Source organism: Mucilaginibacter ginsenosidivorans (assembly GCF_007971025.1).
GTDB lineage: Bacteria > Bacteroidota > Bacteroidia > Sphingobacteriales > Sphingobacteriaceae > Mucilaginibacter > Mucilaginibacter ginsenosidivorans.
In genome coordinates, this window is sequence record NZ_CP042436.1 from 3,879,705 (window position 1) to 3,898,486 (window position 18,782).

At 40.7% G+C, this 18,782-nt stretch carries 18 protein-coding genes and 2 tRNA genes; 3 read left to right on the forward strand and 17 right to left on the reverse strand.

Going from position 1 to position 18,782, the window contains the following annotated elements:
- The first annotated feature begins 21 nt into the window (after positions 1-21).
- Positions 22-486 carry a response regulator gene (locus FRZ54_RS17695; RefSeq protein ID WP_147033041.1) on the forward strand — a complete coding sequence of 155 codons (465 nt, stop codon included), beginning with the start codon at positions 22-24 and terminating at the stop codon, positions 484-486.
- Positions 487-506: 20 nt separating this feature from the next.
- Here the strand turns inward: FRZ54_RS17695 and FRZ54_RS17700 are convergent, their stop codons facing one another.
- The 12 genes from FRZ54_RS17700 to FRZ54_RS17755 all read right to left on the reverse strand — a co-directional run bounded on the left by FRZ54_RS17700 (position 507) and on the right by FRZ54_RS17755 (position 13,776).
- Entirely contained in the window at positions 507-914 is a 408-nt protein-coding gene (locus FRZ54_RS17700; RefSeq protein ID WP_147033043.1) for a response regulator, read from the reverse strand.
- Positions 914-2,020: a hybrid sensor histidine kinase/response regulator gene (locus tag FRZ54_RS17705; protein ID WP_228462527.1), complete on the reverse strand. Its 1,107-nt coding sequence runs from the start codon at positions 2,018-2,020 to the stop codon at positions 914-916. The genes FRZ54_RS17700 and FRZ54_RS17705 overlap by 1 nt, the downstream gene beginning before the upstream one ends.
- Positions 2,021-2,104: 84 nt before the next feature.
- Positions 2,105-4,243 (reverse strand): sensor histidine kinase, encoded by a 2,139-nt coding sequence (locus FRZ54_RS17710; protein ID WP_147033044.1) that lies wholly within the window; start codon positions 4,241-4,243, stop codon positions 2,105-2,107.
- A 55-nt stretch (positions 4,244-4,298) separates the two neighbouring features.
- Complete coding sequence (locus tag FRZ54_RS17715) at positions 4,299-6,593, reverse strand: Rv1355c family protein (protein WP_147033047.1); 2,295 nt, start codon at positions 6,591-6,593, stop codon at positions 4,299-4,301.
- A gap of 67 nt (positions 6,594-6,660) precedes the next feature.
- Complete coding sequence (locus FRZ54_RS17720) at positions 6,661-7,470, reverse strand: hypothetical protein (RefSeq protein ID WP_147033049.1); 810 nt, start codon at positions 7,468-7,470, stop codon at positions 6,661-6,663.
- Between the two features lie 408 nt (positions 7,471-7,878).
- Positions 7,879-7,968 (reverse strand) — tRNA-Ser (locus tag FRZ54_RS17725).
- A 355-nt stretch (positions 7,969-8,323) separates the two neighbouring features.
- The gene (locus tag FRZ54_RS17730) at positions 8,324-8,752 is read right to left on the reverse strand and encodes a VOC family protein (RefSeq protein WP_147033051.1); all 429 of its coding nucleotides are present in this window, start codon (positions 8,750-8,752) and stop codon (positions 8,324-8,326) included.
- 29 nt (positions 8,753-8,781) lie between these two features.
- Positions 8,782-9,279 carry an SRPBCC family protein gene (locus tag FRZ54_RS17735; protein ID WP_147033053.1) on the reverse strand — a complete coding sequence of 166 codons (498 nt, stop codon included), beginning with the start codon at positions 9,277-9,279 and terminating at the stop codon, positions 8,782-8,784.
- Positions 9,276-9,596: an ArsR/SmtB family transcription factor gene (locus tag FRZ54_RS17740; protein WP_147033055.1), complete on the reverse strand. Its 321-nt coding sequence runs from the start codon at positions 9,594-9,596 to the stop codon at positions 9,276-9,278. Before FRZ54_RS17740 ends, FRZ54_RS17735 begins: the two co-directional genes overlap by 4 nt.
- A 1,745-nt stretch (positions 9,597-11,341) precedes the next feature.
- Positions 11,342-12,559 (reverse strand): site-specific integrase, encoded by a 1,218-nt coding sequence (locus tag FRZ54_RS17745; protein ID WP_147033057.1) that lies wholly within the window; start codon positions 12,557-12,559, stop codon positions 11,342-11,344.
- Between the two features lie 252 nt (positions 12,560-12,811).
- Positions 12,812-12,898 (reverse strand) — tRNA-Ser (locus FRZ54_RS17750).
- A gap of 95 nt (positions 12,899-12,993) precedes the next feature.
- On the reverse strand, positions 12,994-13,776 hold the full coding sequence (locus tag FRZ54_RS17755; protein ID WP_147033058.1) for a hypothetical protein: 783 nt from the start codon (positions 13,774-13,776) through the stop codon (positions 12,994-12,996).
- A gap of 261 nt (positions 13,777-14,037) precedes the next feature.
- On the opposite strand from FRZ54_RS17755, the gene FRZ54_RS17760 reads away from it, so the two are divergent.
- Entirely contained in the window at positions 14,038-14,589 is a 552-nt protein-coding gene (locus tag FRZ54_RS17760; protein ID WP_147033060.1) for a cupin domain-containing protein, read from the forward strand.
- Positions 14,590-14,606: 17 nt separating this feature from the next.
- Here FRZ54_RS17760 and FRZ54_RS17765 read toward each other — a convergent pair whose 3' ends face one another.
- Positions 14,607-14,912, reverse strand: a complete 306-nt coding sequence (locus FRZ54_RS17765; RefSeq protein ID WP_147033061.1) for a MerR family transcriptional regulator — start codon at positions 14,910-14,912, stop codon at positions 14,607-14,609.
- A gap of 98 nt (positions 14,913-15,010) precedes the next feature.
- On the opposite strand from FRZ54_RS17765, the gene FRZ54_RS17770 reads away from it, so the two are divergent.
- Positions 15,011-15,424: a nuclear transport factor 2 family protein gene (locus FRZ54_RS17770; RefSeq protein ID WP_147033063.1), complete on the forward strand. Its 414-nt coding sequence runs from the start codon at positions 15,011-15,013 to the stop codon at positions 15,422-15,424.
- Positions 15,425-15,552: 128 nt separating this feature from the next.
- Here the strand turns inward: FRZ54_RS17770 and FRZ54_RS17775 are convergent, their stop codons facing one another.
- The 4 genes from FRZ54_RS17775 to kduI form a co-directional block, all read right to left on the reverse strand.
- Positions 15,553-16,002, reverse strand: a complete 450-nt coding sequence (locus tag FRZ54_RS17775) for a hypothetical protein (RefSeq protein ID WP_187359656.1) — start codon at positions 16,000-16,002, stop codon at positions 15,553-15,555.
- Positions 16,003-16,098: 96 nt separating this feature from the next.
- The gene (locus tag FRZ54_RS17780; RefSeq protein WP_147033065.1) at positions 16,099-16,950 is read right to left on the reverse strand and encodes a helix-turn-helix domain-containing protein; all 852 of its coding nucleotides are present in this window, start codon (positions 16,948-16,950) and stop codon (positions 16,099-16,101) included.
- A gap of 55 nt (positions 16,951-17,005) precedes the next feature.
- Positions 17,006-17,821 (reverse strand): SDR family oxidoreductase, encoded by an 816-nt coding sequence (locus FRZ54_RS17785; RefSeq protein WP_147033067.1) that lies wholly within the window; start codon positions 17,819-17,821, stop codon positions 17,006-17,008.
- Positions 17,822-17,830: 9 nt separating this feature from the next.
- Positions 17,831-18,661, reverse strand: a complete 831-nt coding sequence (gene kduI, locus FRZ54_RS17790; protein ID WP_147033069.1) for a 5-dehydro-4-deoxy-D-glucuronate isomerase — start codon at positions 18,659-18,661, stop codon at positions 17,831-17,833.
- Positions 18,662-18,782: the final 121 nt, after the last annotated feature.

Sequence of the window (18,782 nt, forward strand, 5' to 3'; positions counted from 1 at the left end):
TTTATCCGGGCAAAGACAGTTATGTCAGCAAGTAAAATAACTATTCTTTATGTAGACGACGAAGAGAACAATCTATTTTCGTTCAAGGCCACTTTCCGGCTAAAATATCGTGTACTAACGGCTCTTAGTGGCGATGAGGCTCTGAAGCTTTTGAAAGCTAACACGGTTAACATCATTATCACCGATCAGCGGATGCCTGAAATGACGGGGGTTGAATTTTTAGAAAAGGTATTAAAAGATTTCCCGGACCCCATACGAATTCTTCTAACCGGCTATGCTGACATGGGAGCGGTAGTCGATGCCGTCAATAAAGGAAAAATTTTCCATTACATTTCCAAACCATGGAATGAAGACGAGCTTGATTCGACCATCAATAGAGCTTATGCGGAGTTCCTCGAAAAAGCTCAATTAAAGGAAATGAATGAAAAGCTGGAAGGCTCAAATGATCAATTAGAATTTTTGTTAAGACAAAAGCTCCTTTCATAATACTACAGCTAAATAACTATTTACACCTGAATAAGCAGCGACTGCAGCTTTTCTTTTGTAAGGGGTTTTTCGATGATCCTGCTTACCGTCGGGTAAGTTAGTACCTTATATATGTCAGCCGGATTACTTGCAGACGTCAGTATAGTTAATATGACGATCCGATAATTATTTTTGACCTCGTTCGGGAATTTTTCAAATTGTTCAACAAAATCAAACCCATTCATAAACGGCATTTGCAAATCAAGCAAAATTATCGTTGGAACAGGGCTATTCCCGTCGGCATTCTCACGTATTGTTTCCAATGCATGTTCGGCATTCTCAAAAGCCTTAATGGCAGTGTATTTAGTACTAAGTTCAAGGAATTTTTGAGTCACAAAGCGATCGAGTTCGCTATCATCAATTATTATAAAAGAAAAATCTATATTCATCAGATAGAAGGAATAGTTACTTTAAAGGTTGTCCCCTGGTGCAAAACGGATTGTACCTCTATTTGGCCGTTTAGTTTTATCAGTGCACTTTTTACATTGTATAAGCCAAAACCCGACCCTACCTCCAAAGAATTTGAACGATAAAAGAGGTTAAATATTTCCCCGACATGGCTTCCTAAAATACCTATTCCGGTATCTTTCACATAAATTGTCGCCACACTTTTAGCCACCTCAACAATCACCTCAACAGATTTATTTTTGCTGTCTCTATCCTGGTATTTAAAAGCATTCGATAAAAGATTGTTAAAGATAAGCCTTAATGGTGCATAGTCGCTTCGGAAAACCCCATCCTGGTTAATACTTATATTAAACGCCACCCCATTCACTTTTGCGAGTACCGAATATATAGATTTCAATTCGCCAATAACTTTCTTAAAATCAATTTCAGTTATCTTTAATTCCCCTCTTTGCAAACTGTAGTAGTCATGCATACTTAAAACATATGCGTCCATTTTTTTTACTGATTTTTTCATCAGGAACAACATTTCCTTCATCTCGGCAACATCGTCGATCTCGTTTGCCAAATCAATGGCCCCCAAAATCCCGGACAATGGTCCCCTGATGTCGTGGCTGACACTATAGGCAAACTTGTTCAGTTCGTCATAGGCTTTCTGCAGTTCCACATTTTTAACAGACAGCATCGAATTGGCAAGATAAAATTTATTGGCTTCGTCTATTGCTCCAATAATCTCTGCTTCTGTCCAGGGCTTTTTCACGAACCTGAAAATGTTCCCTTTGTTTATAGCAGCAATTATCGACTCAACATCAGTATACGCCGTTAGCATAATGCGTATCGGGAGGGGATAGCTGCGCCGTATTTCTTCAAAAAAATCAACGCCCGTTTTGCCAGGCATCCGCTGGTCAGAAAAAATCACCCTGATTTCAGGATTATCTTCCAGAATAACCAGGGCCCGGGGTACATCTTCGGCAGTAAATATCTGGTAATCGAGCCTCAATGAAGCCTTAAAGCCCAACAGGTTATCAGGCTCATCATCCACATACAATACTTTTACTTTCTCTGCCACTTTGATTGGGTTTATGGACATAGGTATTATCGTAAATTTTGGAAAAGAAAGCTTACGATGCCAGAAAACATCGGTAAATCTCTTATGCTACAATTGATTTCTTATTTACTCTGTGAAGTTGGTGGGTATTTGTAAAATAAATTCGGTTCCCTCACCTTGTACACTGTTAACATTTATTGTTCCATTATGTTTCTTTACTATATTATAGGCAATGGACATGCCCAAACCGGTACCTTCTCCCACGTCTTTGGTCGTAAAAAAGGGCTCAAATACTTTTTTTTGTGTTTGAGCATCCATTCCCGTTCCATTATCTTTTATTTTTATAGAAATATTCTTTTCATCGAAGCTTGTGTTGATGATTATTTCACCACCCGCGTTTTTCCCAAAACGTTTTTGTATGGCATAAACAGCATTTGTGATAATATTTAAAAACACCTGGTTTAATTTCCCCGGGTAACATTCCACTCTGGGCAGATCGGCGAATTCTTTGATTATTTTTATTTTATTGTTTAGCAAATTATTGGCTATAGCCATTGTTGATTCCAACCCTTCATTAATATCGGCTTCTTTGAGATTGTCCTCATCCAATCGCGAAAAGAATCTCAGCCCCCTTACTATTTCGGCGGTCCTCGAAGCACCATCATTGATCCCTTTTATAAGATGCGTGATCTCTGTTGTGAGGTAGTCAAAGTCTAATTCTTCTTTATACTCTTTTATCTGTTTTAGTTTATCTGCAGCTGAAGAATCTGATACCCCCACATTCTCAATAACGTTTAGCGCCTCCAGTACCATTTCAATGTCCCGTTTTAAAGGGCTGATGTTCGAAGTCACAAAATTTATTGGATTATTGATCTCATGGGCTATGCCTGCCGTCAATTGACCCAGGGATGCCATTTTTTCAGATTCGACCAATTGGGTTTGTGCCGCTTTCAGATTTTCAAGCGCGCTGTTCAATTCCTGGTTCGATTCACTTAATTCGACGGTGCGTTCGTTTACTTTTAACTCCAAGATCACGTTTTGCTCTTTAATGATCCGTTCGTTTTCCATTAAAGCATTCACGGTCTCCTGCTGCGATCGCTCTTTCTCTGCCTTGAATATGTTTATTTTATCCGCCAGCGCCAGCGACAATAAGGTAATTTCAAGGGCCGTACCAACCTGCATAGTATAATTTGTGAAGTTGTTATAAGGCAGCACACCCAGATTACGTAATACAAACAACACGATACCGATCAGGAATATGGTCCACGCCAATAAAAAAAGCCGGGCAGGCCTGAATCCCTGTAATGAAATTATTATTGCAGCCGAGAAAATCACAAGCGTACAGGCCAACGCAGAAATGTCAATCATTCTGTAACTGATATGATCGAAACCAAATATTCTCAGAATAATCGCCGCAACATATAATATAATAATTAGCGGAAGGACTTTATGAAGCTTTGGGGTACGTTCCCTGGTATGGAGAAATAAACTCACAAAGAATACTGCAGAGATACCCGCCAGTGCCGGAAATATGATCAATCCTTTATTAAATAGAACAGGATTATCGTAGAAAATAAAATGATAAGTATAACCCGATAGCGACGTTTGTGTAAAACCGATAAACGTAGTATATAAAACGTAATACAGATAGCTTCGGTCCTTTGTCGAGATAAAAATAAACAGGTTATATAGTATCATCACCATAATAAGGCCGATCAAAACACCCCACACAAGGTCGTGGGTAAGCATCGATTCCGCTATTTTTTGGGGGGTCCCCAGGATGAGGGGCAAAACCATCTGTTCGCTGCTGCCTACTCTCAGATAAAAGGTTCCGGTAGTATTTTGGGGAAGGTAAATATCAAATATAAAGTTTTGATGCTTGTATTTCCTGTTATTGAATGGTACAGTATCGTTGAATTGTTGGACCATGTATTTATTACCATAAAAAGAATAAAATTCACACAAATCCAGTGTAGGATAATCTATAGATAGCAAAAGATGATTTTCCGGACTCATATTTTTTACCGAGAATTTGAGCCAGAAATAAGACTTGCTTAAATTTAAATTAGGCACTTCGCTTTTTGAGGGTACATAGCCCGTAGCTATCCTTGCGTCCTGGAAAGGCAGATGATTATGGGGATCTTCCAGGATGGAAACATGATTACCAATAATCAAATTGTCCCCTTTAAATACGACAGGGGTTTGCGAAAATGATTTTACTGAAAATATTTGAAGCAATAAAAAGGAAAAATAAATTCGTTTCATTTCACGATCAGCTCAGGTATGATGAATTTAGCCGGCTTTATTTTATAATACACAGCTAATGTTCTATTATAGTCAATACTTTTTCAATTGGTAATCTTTGTGTTTTCACCACCGGCTTTGGTGCTACAGCAATTTTTGTCAGAAATATCTCGGCGCGGTTATCATCAAGCCCGGTTAATTTGACGAATTTGTCTCTTAATTCGTTTAATTCAATGATGCTTTCAGGATCTAACCCTTCCCCATCACTATGCGTAATTCTCGGGAAAAGGTAAAAGGGCGATATTAACGGATGAACAGCCAGGTTAAGATCTGTCGCAGCCAGCCAGAGCCTTTCCATAGAGCGACCACCCTCAAAGAAGTTCCTTAAATTATACTCCGGCAATGTGATCATACAAAGGGCAGACGCATTAGCTACGGTTTGTTTGGCAAGCATATCAAATGCGCGCCCCCCGTCAAAGCCTTTTAACGCATTGATCACATTTTCATCCTTTATAACGCTAAGTGCAGCCAATTGAGAATTACTGAGGCCCAATGTCCTGATATCAATGCCATCTTTTGAACTATCTGCATCTTCCTTTGTCCAACGCATCTCCCTATGGACAAAATCGTAATGCCCCGCTTTATTTAACAGCCTTATCCTGTCGCAAGCGCCAATGATCTTTGCAAATATGGCCAGGTCGTCCTCATCTGTAAACCACAGCACTTTTGCATCGGCCATTGATTCCGCAAACTGGCCTAAGATATTCAATGTACTCAATGGAATAGTTACTTTCGGGGCTGAGTTCCTGTTGGTGGCCCGCTCATATATTTTTTTACTTAAGGGCCTCAAAAAAAACGACTCATCAGTATTGTAAATCTGCCGGAAGTTAATCGCTGCCACCAGTTTTTCACTTGATCTATTAGGCAAAAATTGCAGAATTGGTTCGATTCCTAAGGCGAGTGCAGCAATATATAAGTTTTCATAGGCTGCCCCCAGGCTAATAAACGACGCCATCTTTTGAAAATCACCAAAAGAAAAAGAGCGGTATTCATCGTGAAAAAGATACAACGTACCCTTGTCATATAACCATTTCCACGGTTGGTCATTACCTGTTGAAGGAGCAGCACACGCCGAATGTATAAGTTTCCGTATTGTTTCAGGTTCGGGAATTATGCAATTAGTTATTTTTTCAAATTGTGATCCATTAATCAAAACCCTCATCGCCTCGTCGGACAACGGATAAAACGGATTTACCGGGGCAGCCGATTGCTGAGCTTTTTCTCCTTTTTCAGGAATAAGTTCTTCAAGATCAATATAATACCTGCCAGATTGATGAAACTGATCCAGCAGGATGCGCCGGCAGACATCTGCTCCAACGGCTCCCCCCAGAGTTACTGAACTGCCAAGTTGCGGCCAGGTATTGATCGACTGTTCCACTTCCACCATAGAGGCTTTGGCGCGTAAAGAAAGGTTTTCGACCCCCAGCATTTGTAAAATAACCGGTATCTTTTCTTCATTTGTCAATTCTTTTATCGTTTCAGGATTAACGCTTTGTACCGTTCCGTGTAAAATAGGCCGGTCTGGCTCCAGATCAAAACGTTCAACATCAAGCATACCGCGGTCACTGGTATCCATTACCACAGGTATTTTCAATTCCCGTGCCTTAAGCCTCGATATTATTTTAATATCTAAACCATCACATTCGTCAACCAGCAGATCAAGTTTACCGTTACCAGTAAAAAAAGCATCCATATTGGCTTCTGTTAACCCGTCAAAAAAACAACGTACGTTCAGAAAGGGGTCAATTTCTGCTATTTCCCTGGCTGCTATCACGACTTTGGGGATGCCCATATTATGAAGCCCTGTCTTTATCCGATTTAAATTACTCAATTCAAGCGTGTCGAAATCCGCCAATCGCAATTCCCCGAATCCGCGTTCCATCGACAACGTAAGCGCGATGGAGTGCCCAACCGAGAGACCAACAATGCCGATCTTCTTTTTGCCGAGTATGCTCCTTTCATCTTTTGTTATCTTATACTGGTTTCTGTTGGTGCGAACTTCGATGAATTCGTCCTCGTCCAGTAAGTGAATAAGGCGCCGGCTCCATGGATAATAAACCCATACCCCATACTCCCTAATGGCAGCACCTCCCAAATGGTTAGTGATCCGGCTTTCGTATTCATCATTCTTTATTCTAACGGAAGGGTTTTGACTCTTAATAAGTTCCCGCAACTGGCTATAAATCTCGTCGTGCTCAAACAAATGCTTATTTGCTGTACGTAAATCGTCGAAGGCTTTTTTTTCAGCAGGAATATTTAGCCTGAAAAATTCCGGAGTATAAATAAGCTTGTCTTCGGCAGCTGCTTTCATCGGGTATGTGTACGTTTAATATCGGAAAGATAGTAAATTAAACCTACAAGAAATAGTTAAGCAAAGATTAAATTACATCTGGGTCATGCTGGTTTACTTTTGATTTCAAAAATAAACTCTCCGCTTGTAAAATGGCCGCATTCAGGTCCCATTGATCCAGGCAAGGGATTTGAGTTTCGTAATGGATCGTTATTTCCTTTCTTCTTAATGCCTCTACACGGGTTATATTTAAATTTTCCCGGATTCGCATAATGGCATTTTTATCTTCTGCATTAGCCTTACTTAGGGTCGGTACATCTTTCAATAACATAACCGTGGCAATCAAGTCTAATTTTGGATAATAGAATGTTCCATCGTTACCGATGCTTTTTTCTTTTTCCATACCAACAGCTTCGGCGGCCGGTATAGTATATGGGGCGCACAACGCAAAAAGTGATTGCACACCTATCTGGCTGGAAATTGCGATAGCGGTACGAACTAAAAATATACTGCCAATTCCGTATCCGGCAATCTCACGCGAATTCCATAACCCGCATACTTCGCCGGTACCCTGTTGCGCAAAACGCCAGACTAAATTAAAGACATTACTATCTATGGTACATGTGGCTTGTTCTATAGGCAGGAGCTCCGACCCACCTGCAACATGTACTCTTGCACCACCATATACTTTCCTCCCGTCCAATGATTCTACGATCATCACAAAAGCCGCTGGATTTTTTGTCCATTCATTTTTAGATGATGTAACCTTTGTCACTCCAATACTGGTTAAAACATGAGTATGCCCTTCAATAAACAACTCACAGGTTTCGGGTTCATCAATTGCCCTGAATGCGCGAAGCCTTACCTCTGGCTTTTCCTTATTTAAACCTTCTATCATTTAATAGAAATATTTATTGTTGAAGATTACAGGTGGTTTAATTACTTGCAATGATAAATTGCTTACGACGAGAATTCAATAATGGTTGTCACAAAATATGCCATTATCAAACAGCAGGTTCTTTTCCTTGTAAATGGAGACTACTTCTGAAAGAAGTCATCTCACTCATACCCTTAAAAATGGAAATTAGTGTTGTACTCATTTACAAAAGAAAATTTCATCCAAGTTGTTTGGACCCATGAAACAGAACAGGCGGGATGCTGCTCTGTTGCCAAAAAGGGATGGGTTGGGTTAATCATTAGATAAAATAAATATTGAAGTGTCAATTTTCTTCATGACGATACCGAGCCCTAAAACAGAAAACGCCTTGAATCATCGATTTAAAGCGTTTTCTGTTCTAAATATTATTGGCGGAGAGTTAGGGATTCGAACCCCAGGAACCTTTCACAGTTCAACAGTTTTCAAGACTGCCGCAATCGACCACTCTGCCAACTCTCCGGGGGCAAAAGTACAAAACCGGGCCGAATTGCCAAATACAGCGTTAAGTTTTTTTAAAGAAATCAAATCTTATTCTAACTCGCTGTAATACAGCCAATAGCATCATTACAAACATTTATTGCAATAGGGCAATCAATAACTCATCATTCAATTGACTGGCTTTAACCGGCAGGTCACCGGCAAACAATGTCCCGATATTAGTCGCTAAAAAAACGTAAGTCTTTGCAACGGGGATATACAACAGTATACATCCGGCACTACTCCACCGCCCGAACGGCCATAGGCCTGGATACCACCAGCTTCGAAAAACTCGAGCTTGTAAGGAGGCGTTTTTTTCTTTGGTTAAATTTGTCCATCATAATTTAGGGTCAAATTCCACAATCCATTCAATACCGTATTTGTCTCTGAACATGCCGGCGTAGGTACCCCAGGGGCTATCGTCAATAGACATTTCAACGTTTCCGCCTGCCGATAGGCCATTGAATACTTTTTCGGCTTCTTCACGGCTGTCGGCACTAACGGCAATTTTCGACCGGTTTTCGTTTTCATCTACCCGCCCCAAAAATGCGGGGACGTCGTTGGCTATTAACACATTGTTTTTGCCGATAGGTAAGGCAATGCGCATTATTTTGTTGGCTTCATTTTCGGCCACCGGAAATTCATCGCTCGCCAGGTCGCCAAAACGAATGATCTTGGCGAACTCGCCGCCGAAAACTGATTTGTAAAAAGTGAATGCTTCTTCCGCATTTCCGTTGAAGTTGATCCAGGGGTTAATTGCTTTCATAATTTTATTTTTAAGTTTTTTATTTTTTGTTATTTCTGAGATAAAGTGGCCAATAATTCCTCCAGGTTTTTCAATGTCATGGTGAAGCCTATTTTGAAGCCCTCCAGTAATCTTTCCAATCGCTCAAACGATTCGTTATAAATCGTAATGTCAACCCTGGTTATACCATTTTTTTCGCTGAAATTGTGATCCCATTCAGAACCCGGCAGTTCACGGTTTTCGTCTTTGTCTGAAAACGCATTGTACATCTTAAAATTAGTCTTCGGTGTAATAGAAGTAAATTCCTGCACCGACCACCGCTCCTCCCCATCCGGGGTTATCATCGCATAAAATCGCCGCCCGCCTACTTCAAAATTCATATACTTGGTTTTTGCGCGCATAGGTGCAGGCGCCCCCCATTGATCCAATAGCTCGGCTTTGGTAAAGGCATCCCATACTAAAGATTGCCCGGCATCAAACTCCCTGGTTATATAAACCATTTTCGCGGTTTTGTCAACGTTAAAATCAAATAGCAAATCGTTGTTCATTGTTTTTGTTCTTTAATTGTTGTTAATAATTGATCGAGTTGGTTAAATTGAGTTTGCCAGTTTTGCCTGAACTGGGCCAGCCAATGGTCAAACTCCTGCATTTTTTTTGCATTCAGGTGATAATATATCTCCCTGCCGCTATGCTCAGGCTTTATCAATTCGCACTCGTGCAATACTTTAATATGTTTTGACACCGCCTGACGGGTCATAGCAAATTTTTCCGCCATTGCATTTGGTGTCAATGCCTGGATAGCGATCAACGTTAAAATAGCCCTGCGTGTTGGGTCTGATATAGCCTGGAATATATCTTGTTTCATTGTTAATTATAAATGCGCAACCTTCAGGTTGCAAATATATATGCAACTTTTGAGTTGCGCAAATTTATTTTCATTTTCTTTTGAGGTATATATAATGACGGGAGGTTTAGTGGTAATTGCAATATTGGTTACTATAACTAACCAAACAGCGTCTTTCTTTACTGAAGAAAGAGTTCGAACTTACGACCATCCATAATCACTTCATCATCAAGAATTTATATCGGGTTTATATGGATTATTTATGCACAGAAGATGCTCAAAAGAAATAGCCTGCTAAGGATCAATGCTTTAGCAGGCTATTATATCGCAAAGCGGAGAGAGAGGGATTTGTTTGCCTCTTAAACCGACTTGGCATTCAATATGTTATGCGGATTTTATTTCTTACTCACCGAAATACTCACCACTTTTTTTGTACAGATTAATTGCAAATCTTGTAGTACAAATATAGCGATTGGGAATTTGTAAAACAGATTATTTGCAGCTTATTATGCTGATCATCTGCAATCGCAAAGGTAGCCTGCGAAGGCAGGGCAGTAAAGGGCTTTCGCGGCATAAACCCGCAAGCCTTTCACGCACATGGCCATTTATTCCACGTTCCCTTGACAGCCCTGCCTTCGTCCGCTTTTTGTTGCTTAACAGAGGATCATCTGAACGACTATGCCCGTTTAATAATCTAGTCCGCCAATAAGCAGCAAGTTTGTGTTTTTGTTACCACAATAACCACCCCGATGCCTTTGGCTCGGGGCAAACTTGCCATTGCTCCCGATGGTTGCAATGAAAAGAATAGTATATTGATTGAATTAATTTATATTAGTAAGCGATATTTTTTAAAATGATTAAATCGAAATTTGATACTTACCAATTCATTGGACAGTTTGTGATGACCGGAATGTTGGTCCTTTGTGTTTTTTTGTTCTATGCGATATACTTTGGCAAACATCCTACACCTCTATTTTCGGGTTTAGGTATAATAGGTATTTTCCTTACCGTGATTTCACCGTTGTTTATTATAGCGCAGATGAAATTGAACTATAAGACGACAATTATAGACTCTGACTTAAAAACAATTTCCTTTAAAATGTTTTTACTTCCTATCACAAACACTTATCCTTTTGATTATTTCGACGGTTATATAGATACTATAGTAAAGGATAAATATGGGAGTTATAAGTGTTTTTATTTAGTTAAAGACAGTAGATTGAAATACAAGATGTCGGGTAGGTTTTATAGCAATATAGATGAATTAAAAGAAGGAATTTCATTATTAAAGTATATGGGTTTTATCAAAAACACATTCTCGCTTTCAATGAAAATTGTTTTTAATAAACCTGTTTTTTAACCTGTCTCATTTACCAAAGTATACCCTTCACCATGGCAAAAACGGCCTTTAAACTATCGTGAGGGGGGCAAAGTATACTTTGGGTATACTCAAAACCCCCGTAGCGAAGCGTAGGGCAAGCAAAGTAGGGCTCGGCCCAACTTCCGCTTGCTCCCCACGCTGCCGCGTTTGGACATTAAGATTTACGGGCAGCCTCTAATGCTATTGAACAAACCAGTCCTTATTCAGCCGTTAAGCAACTAACAGCGCAAAGCCGGGTAAAATGTCAAGGGCGGGCAAGCCAATAAAAAAACAAAACACATCTGTCCGTTTATATACCCTTTACTTTTTATCCCGGCGTGGGCTATCTTCGCTGTGGCGGTGAATAAGGAATGTAAAACAAAGCTGCCTCAAACTGGTACTTAGGCTAATCAATAACAAACTTTTGCCTAAGCAATGCCATATCCTGACCTACTTTTAAATCTAAGATTTTGGCATAGTGCTGGGTTGTTTTGATATTGGTATGGCCTAACATTTTTGATACGCTTTCAATGGGTACGCCATTAGACAGCGTTACCGTAGTGGCGAATGTATGCCGGGCAATATGAAACGTGAGTACTTTATTGATGCCGCAAACATCTGCAATCTCTTTCAAATAGGCATTCATTTTTTGATTAGTAGATACTGGGAGGGCTTTATCTGTATTGCAACAAAGTGGATGATCTGCGTATCTCTTTATCAAACCTAATGCAGATGGCAGTAAAGGAATACGGCTTGGCGTATCTGTTTTTTTCCGCTTGGTATAAATCCACATCTCCCCGTCAAGCCCTTTTACTATTTCAGCAGGCTTCAATTTTTTCACATCAGCATAAGCCAGTCCTGTGAAACAACAAAAAAGAAAAATATCCCTCACCTGGTTAAGCCGTTCAGTTGGAAACACTTTATCTGCTATGTCCTGTAACTCTTCCCGGTTTAAAAATACCCTGTCAACCCGTTTAACTTTGGCTGTGTAATTTACAAAAGGGTCTTTATCCAGCCAGCCGCTTGCTAAACAAAGGCGGATGATCTTGCCAAAGTTCTTAATGTATTTGATAGCGGAGTTGTTGGCACATTTACGTTCAGATCGCAGGTAAAATTCATAATTGGTTATAAAGTCATGGTCAATCTGCTTAATGTCAATATCCGAAACTTTGTATTGCCATTCTAAAAAGCTCCGGGTATGCCTTAAAGAGGTTTCGTAGCGTTCCAATGTCCCGGCTGCATACTCATCACCAACCAAAGCCGAAAGCTTTTTATTGTGGTCTTTAAACAGGCTAATAAGCATTCGGGATTTTTCGCTTTTGCCTAATAGCTTATTTTTTAAACTTTCGGCAGTAATCATACCGCCCGCTTCGGTTAATTGACCATGCGCATCGTAAACCTGGGCTTGCAGGTTATCGAGGTAGGCGTTGAAAGACTTGATTCCTTCTTTTGTGCCTTTAAAACGTCCTGCGGTACTGTTCCATAGGGCAGGTTCGCATTCACGGCCTGTACTGGTTTCTGCCCGTTTACCGTTAACAGTAATCCGCAAATAAATAGGCACAAGGCCGCTTTGATAGTTTTTTGGCTTCTTCAAATAAAAAAGCAAGCTGAAGTTAGTTTTCATAATGTTTTGACATTAAAAAGTGAAACAAAATTAAGCTTGCAATCAGGTCTGTGCAAGATGTTCAACTTTTGAACAGGTTGACAATCAAAATGATACGTAGATATTGGTGAGTAAGTATTTTCAAAAATTAACTCACCGAATAGCGCACTTTTTATATGCGAAATGGTGGATAAAACGGGCATTTACCCCAAAAACAAAAGCCTGCAATCATTTGATTTACAAGCTTTTAATGTACTTTGCTATTGAAACTTGCGGAGAGAGAGGGATTCGAACCCCCGGTACCTTTTACAGTACACCTGATTTCGAATCAGGCACATTGAACCGCTCTGACATCTCTCCTGTTAGAATATCGGGTTGCAAAAATAGAAAAATCCCGTTGTTCGCCGAAATAAAAAAACGGCGAATAACAGGAAATAAGATCAGTCCAAAATCTCTTAATGTTTGGTGGGATCAAAGGGTGCGGCATCCTGGCTATCAGGCACGCCATCTCCATCTGAATCAAGCTCACCATTACCCGTATAAAGTAACTCATAATCGATGGGCAGGAAGGTACTCAGAATCTCGTTGCTGAACTCATTGGTTGGTGCCGCGGTTACGGTAATGTTTATCTGCTCGGCGCCCAGCCCTGTTTCTGTGGTGATGCTTACGCTCAAGACCGCTGTAAAACCATCAAAGTTGATAAAAGCAGATGCAATATTGGACGAAATTCCGGCAGCACGCGGCAATGTACTTTGCTGGGAGCAAACAGTTGCTATTGCGCCGGTACTCCCTAAGAATGCCCTCAACTGCGTTACCTCACTGTTAAGCACTTGCGACGCTGAAGCGTTCCCGTTATAAAAAATACTGGTATAGCGCCAAATGGCTTTTTGGTCATTCCGAATAAGGTTTACCCCTACTGCGCCCGATGTCCCATCGGTTTGTGGTGTGTAACCTGCCGGATAAATAAAACTAAGCAGCGGAAACTGAGGGTGGCTATAAGTACCGCCAATATTTTTGATAGTAGGCAATCCACCGGGAATATCTGTACGCGGTATACCATTCATCAGGTCCCAGTAAATAGCCTGAACGCCATTTACCTGCCCGCATATATGCGAGGTAGCGTTTGCAGCCTGCTTTTGAGGATCGGTGCCGCCTTTTTTACAGGTAAAGAATGCACTACAGACAGATAGTACCAGGAACCAAAGACCAATTTTTCGGAAGTTTGTCAGGTTTTTCATCTTGAGCACGGTTTAATCCATTTTAATAACTAATTGCACGTGAAACCGGCATGTCGTCAAATTACTTGATCGAACAGCCTAAGTACTGCTGCCCGGCGATCCTTTGGCCCGTATTCTAACTTGAATCCTGCACCGGGCAACAATATTCCCAAAAGCTCTTTTTCGGAAAACCAAACCGATAAATTCTCCCGTATGTTATCGAAAAAGATATAATTTTAATATTTACTAATACCTGTTCATACCGATTTTAAACACTAAACTATGGATACCAGCATCCGAAAAATTTATAATCCAATCCAGAAAGATCATGTAACGTTTTTAAAAACGTCGGCCGAAACCGATGGCGAATATACCCTTGTCGAAGTTGAGCTTGCCGATGGCGGAGGCGTGGGTTTACATTATCACAAAACTTACAGCGAAAAATTTGATTGTATCGAAGGCGAGGTACAAATAGCGCTGGGAAAAAAGATGCGCATCCTAAAGCCCGGTGAATCGGCTACCGCTGAACCGAATGTGAACCACCTGTTCAGGAATCGTAGCGGCTCGCCCTGTAAGTTTCTTGTTGAGTTACGACCGGCCAGCGAGGGGTTCGAACGTTCATTACAGATCGGCTACGGCCTGGCCAACGACGGACAATGCAAACCGAATGGGTTCCCTAAAGATAAGCTGGCGCTCGCCTGGCTATTCGACATTAGTGAAAGCAATCTGCCCGGCTGGATGAGTGTGCTCGAATTTGTTTTGCGCAAACAGGCCAAAAAAGCGCGTAAAAAGCATATCGACAAGGAACTCATCGCCAGATATGTGAGATTTTGACGACCCTGTTTCCTTTGTTATTTTTTCAATTTCAATAAGGTCTGCTCTATCATCTGCATGCGGGCCTGTATTTTGGTTGCGGCGGCATCCAGCGTATACCCTTCATCCAAAAGCTCCTTTATCAGTAATATTTTTTTGATATTTTCATAATTGTATCGCCGGTTCTTTCCTTCCTCTTCTGTAATGCTTGCTATTATTCCTTTGTCTTCCCAATAACGTATCTGTCGCGCAGGTATTCCCGTTAGTTGTGCGACCTCCCCTATCCCTACTATAAGCCTGTTTAAAAAATCGTAATCAAAAGACAAGTCTTTTTTTTGTGTCATATTTTGCAATTTATTTACAATCAATGATGCAAATCTACATAAATATATGCTCTTTTGTAATTGTAAATAATTAGCAATTATTGTAAATAAATAGCATTATGACAACATCAGATCAATCGACCAAAACTGTAAGCAATTTTTTTGAAGCACTTGGAAAAGGCGATTCAGACGCTGCGATCAATTTATTTGACGAACAAGCGCAAATTATATTGGTAAGGCCATCGGAAAACAGGGACGCTGAAGACCTGTATGGCACCTATACCGGTAAAAAGGGGGCGGCTGGTTTCTTGTCCAATTTTAGCAAAACTTTTAGCCCCCAGGAATTTTCAGTACAAAACTTAATAGGCAACGACCAGGTTGCCTTTGCGAACGGGAACTTTACACATAAGGTGATAGCGACGGGGAAGCTTTTCAGCAGCAATTGGGCTCTTATGTGTATCGTCAAAAACGAAAAGATTTCAGAATATCGTTTCTATGAGGACTCATCTGCGTTTGACGCCGCAAATAGTTAATCTTTTCCATTCTATGTCACTTTGGTATGCACTTAGGCCCGGCAACTTGTAAATGCTGCCAGGCCTATTTGACTTATTAAGAGTTAATAGTTATTAGCACCAGCCTGCAAGATATATTTCTATTCGGATTAACTGACCTGCTTATTTTTAAGGACCGGTTTAATATTGTATTGTCTGTATTGCTTTACAGACAGGAAAATATTTATTACTGCAAGGGCGAGAAAAAAGCCGGGAATAAAAGGAGGTTTAATTTTCAGCGGTAACACGTCGGCAGGTACATTAGGGTTCAGATGAACATAGATGCCTGTCAACATAATAAAGATTACAATAGTCGACGCTGTAATGACCATCAGCGGTAAGTATTTGCCAGAAATCTTCGACTGAAATATAAAAAGTAAAATAAATGCTGTACCTATGGATATTTCAGCTAAAATACCGATGGTGTAGGAAAAATCTCCTAAACCGCTATTGGATATCTGGGTTGTATACCAACCTTTGAACGGGTTGAAAAATTTTAAGACACCGAACGTAAATAATGCAATTCCAAGGAATCCTGAGATGAATTTTGTGATTTTCATTTTGTAATACTAATTAGCTTCTTAGCATCAAAAATGGGAAGTGATTTTCGGAGTTATTTGAATAAAAAAATCAAAATGCTGAATAATTTCGTCACGTTACGCCTTACCTGTTTTCTGTAATAACCTGAATTCCGTTGGTGAGCAAGTATAAGCGGTTTTAAACGACCTTGAAAAGTGGGCAGCATCGTTAAAGCAGGTTTGAAACGCGATTTCGCTAACGGACAATGAACTCACTAAAAGCAATTCTTTCGCGCGCTCCAGCCGTTTTGTTTTTATGTAGCTGGCAGGGGTATCATCAAACATATCCTGAAATGTGCGATTAAAGGTGGATACACTTAAGTTGCACAGCTTGGCCAGATCATTAATAGACAGGTCTGAAAATAAGTGACTATTGACAACATCCTTTACATTTAATAACCTCGGTGTAAATAGATTTGAAAACAAAGCCATTATCGACTGGGCATTGCTTGTTTGCATAAGCAACAGGATAAGTTCCTTAATTTTAAGTTTCAGAAGCTCGTCATTTACCAACCCGGGATTGTCAAAATAAAAATATAAGCTTTCAACAAATTTCCTGATCACATCTACCGATGCGACTTTATATATAAACTCCTTATTATCAGGTTTTTTAATGAAGTAGGGTATTTCATCGGCATAAATTTTTTTCAGGCTGTCGGTATACAGGTGAAATGCAAGTATTTCGAAAGCTTTGGCATCGTGATAATTTAAAAGGTCGGCAAAATAATTTCCGCAGTTCAGCAAAACTGATTCCCCTGATCTGATGGTCTGTTGTTCGTTGGGCGAAGTAATTTTTGTTTGCCCTTCCCGGAAATATATAAAACAGGCTTGGTTGTGAAAATTTGCTGTAAACCTGTACGGAGCGCGGATACTTAACTTTTCTATTAAGCATTTACCTTCAAAATAAAACTTTTGATGACTCAACACCATATCACTATCAAATACAGATCATCAAAAAGGACGGTGTAACAGATATGACCGCGACCTAAACCCCGCTAAATACCGAAAATCCTCCATCTACACAAATCATCGCACCGGTTACAAATGCAGATGCATCGCTTAATAGCCAAACCAATGCCCCTATCAATTCGTCCGGATGCCCGAACCGTTTAAAAGGTGTATTACGGATAACCGATTCGCCGCGGGGGGTGTAACCACCTTCGGGTTTGGTTAATAAACTCCGGTTTTGCTCTGTCAGGAAAAAGCCCGGCGCTATGGCGTTCATACGTATCTTATCGCCGTACCTGTTGGCAAGTTCGACAGCAAACCACTGGTTATAGCAATCCATGGCTGCTTTACCCATGTTATAACCAAGCACTTTGGTTACTGCCCGTTTTGAATTCATTGACGATATGTTCACGATACTCCCTTTGCCTGTTTTCGCAATCTCTTCGCCGAAAACCTGCGTGGGTAACAGCGTCCCCCAAAGATTCAGTTCCATAACACCTTTCATCCCGTCAAGATTCATGCTGAAGATATCCTCGTCGGGCTGTAAAACGCCTTCAGGCATATTGCCCCCCGCGCCATTTACAAGCCCGTCTATTCGTCCAAAGGTGCTTAGTACCCGTTCCTTTGCAGCTACCAATTGTTCCTTATTCAGCGCATCCGCAATCAATGCTACTGCCCTGCCGCCGTTTTTATTGATAGCATCGGCCCGTTCGTTGGCAGTGGCTTCGTTTCGGCCCAAAATACCAACCACTCCGCCTGCTTCAGCAATCCCTTTTATAAATGAATTCCCCAATATCCCGGTACCGCCTGTAACAACAATTACTTTATCTTTTAATGAATAGTTATTTTCCATTGGTATATTTTAACTGATCTCGTGTATCGCAATAGGATCCATATCCGTGTAGTCCTGATTCTCGCCCGCCATGCCCCAAATAAAACCGTAGCTGGCAGTACCGCAACCCGAATGTATGCTCCAGGGCGGCGAAACAACAGCTTCATAATTATTTATAGCGATATGCCTGGTCTCATCACCTTTGCCCATGTAGTGAAATACTTTTTGCCCCGGCGGCAGGTCGAAATAAAAATAAGTCTCCATACGCCTGTCATGCGTATGTGGCGGCATTGTATTCCAAACGCAGCCATCCTGCAATGTGGTAAGCCCCATCACCAACTGGCAGCTTCGAATGCCATCCATGTGGATGTATTTGTTGATAGTTCGCCTGTTCGCTGTCGACACATCGCCTGCGCTAACTTTCGCTGCATCGTCATGCGTCATAATTACCGTTGGGTAATCGGCATGAGCCGGGGCCGACAGCATGTAAAACACCGCGGGGTGTTGGTAGTTTTTGCTCGAAAAAATAATGTCCTTTACCCCTTTTCCTGCATAAAGGCAATCCAGTTTATTCACCGCATAAACCTCGCCATCAACCCTGATCTCTCCATCGCCCCCCACATTGATTATGCCGATCTCGCGCCGTTCCAAAAAATATTGCGATCTAAGGTTCGAATAGTTCCCCAATTCGAGACTCTTATTCACCGGGTTTGCCGCCCCTACTATCATACGGTCGTAATGTGTATAAACGCAATTGATCTTATATGGCTCCACGATATGATCTATCAAAAACCTTTCGCGTATTTGCTGGGTTTGATACGATCTGAAATCATCAGGATGAACGCTGTGCAGTATCTTCAAGGTCGAAAGAATGAATGTTGATGTTAAGTACACAAACCTTGCAAAAGATTAAATATTTACCAAACAAATAAATTTATATTTTGCAAATTATAGCTTTGTTCAACCAATTAAATCCGCTCAA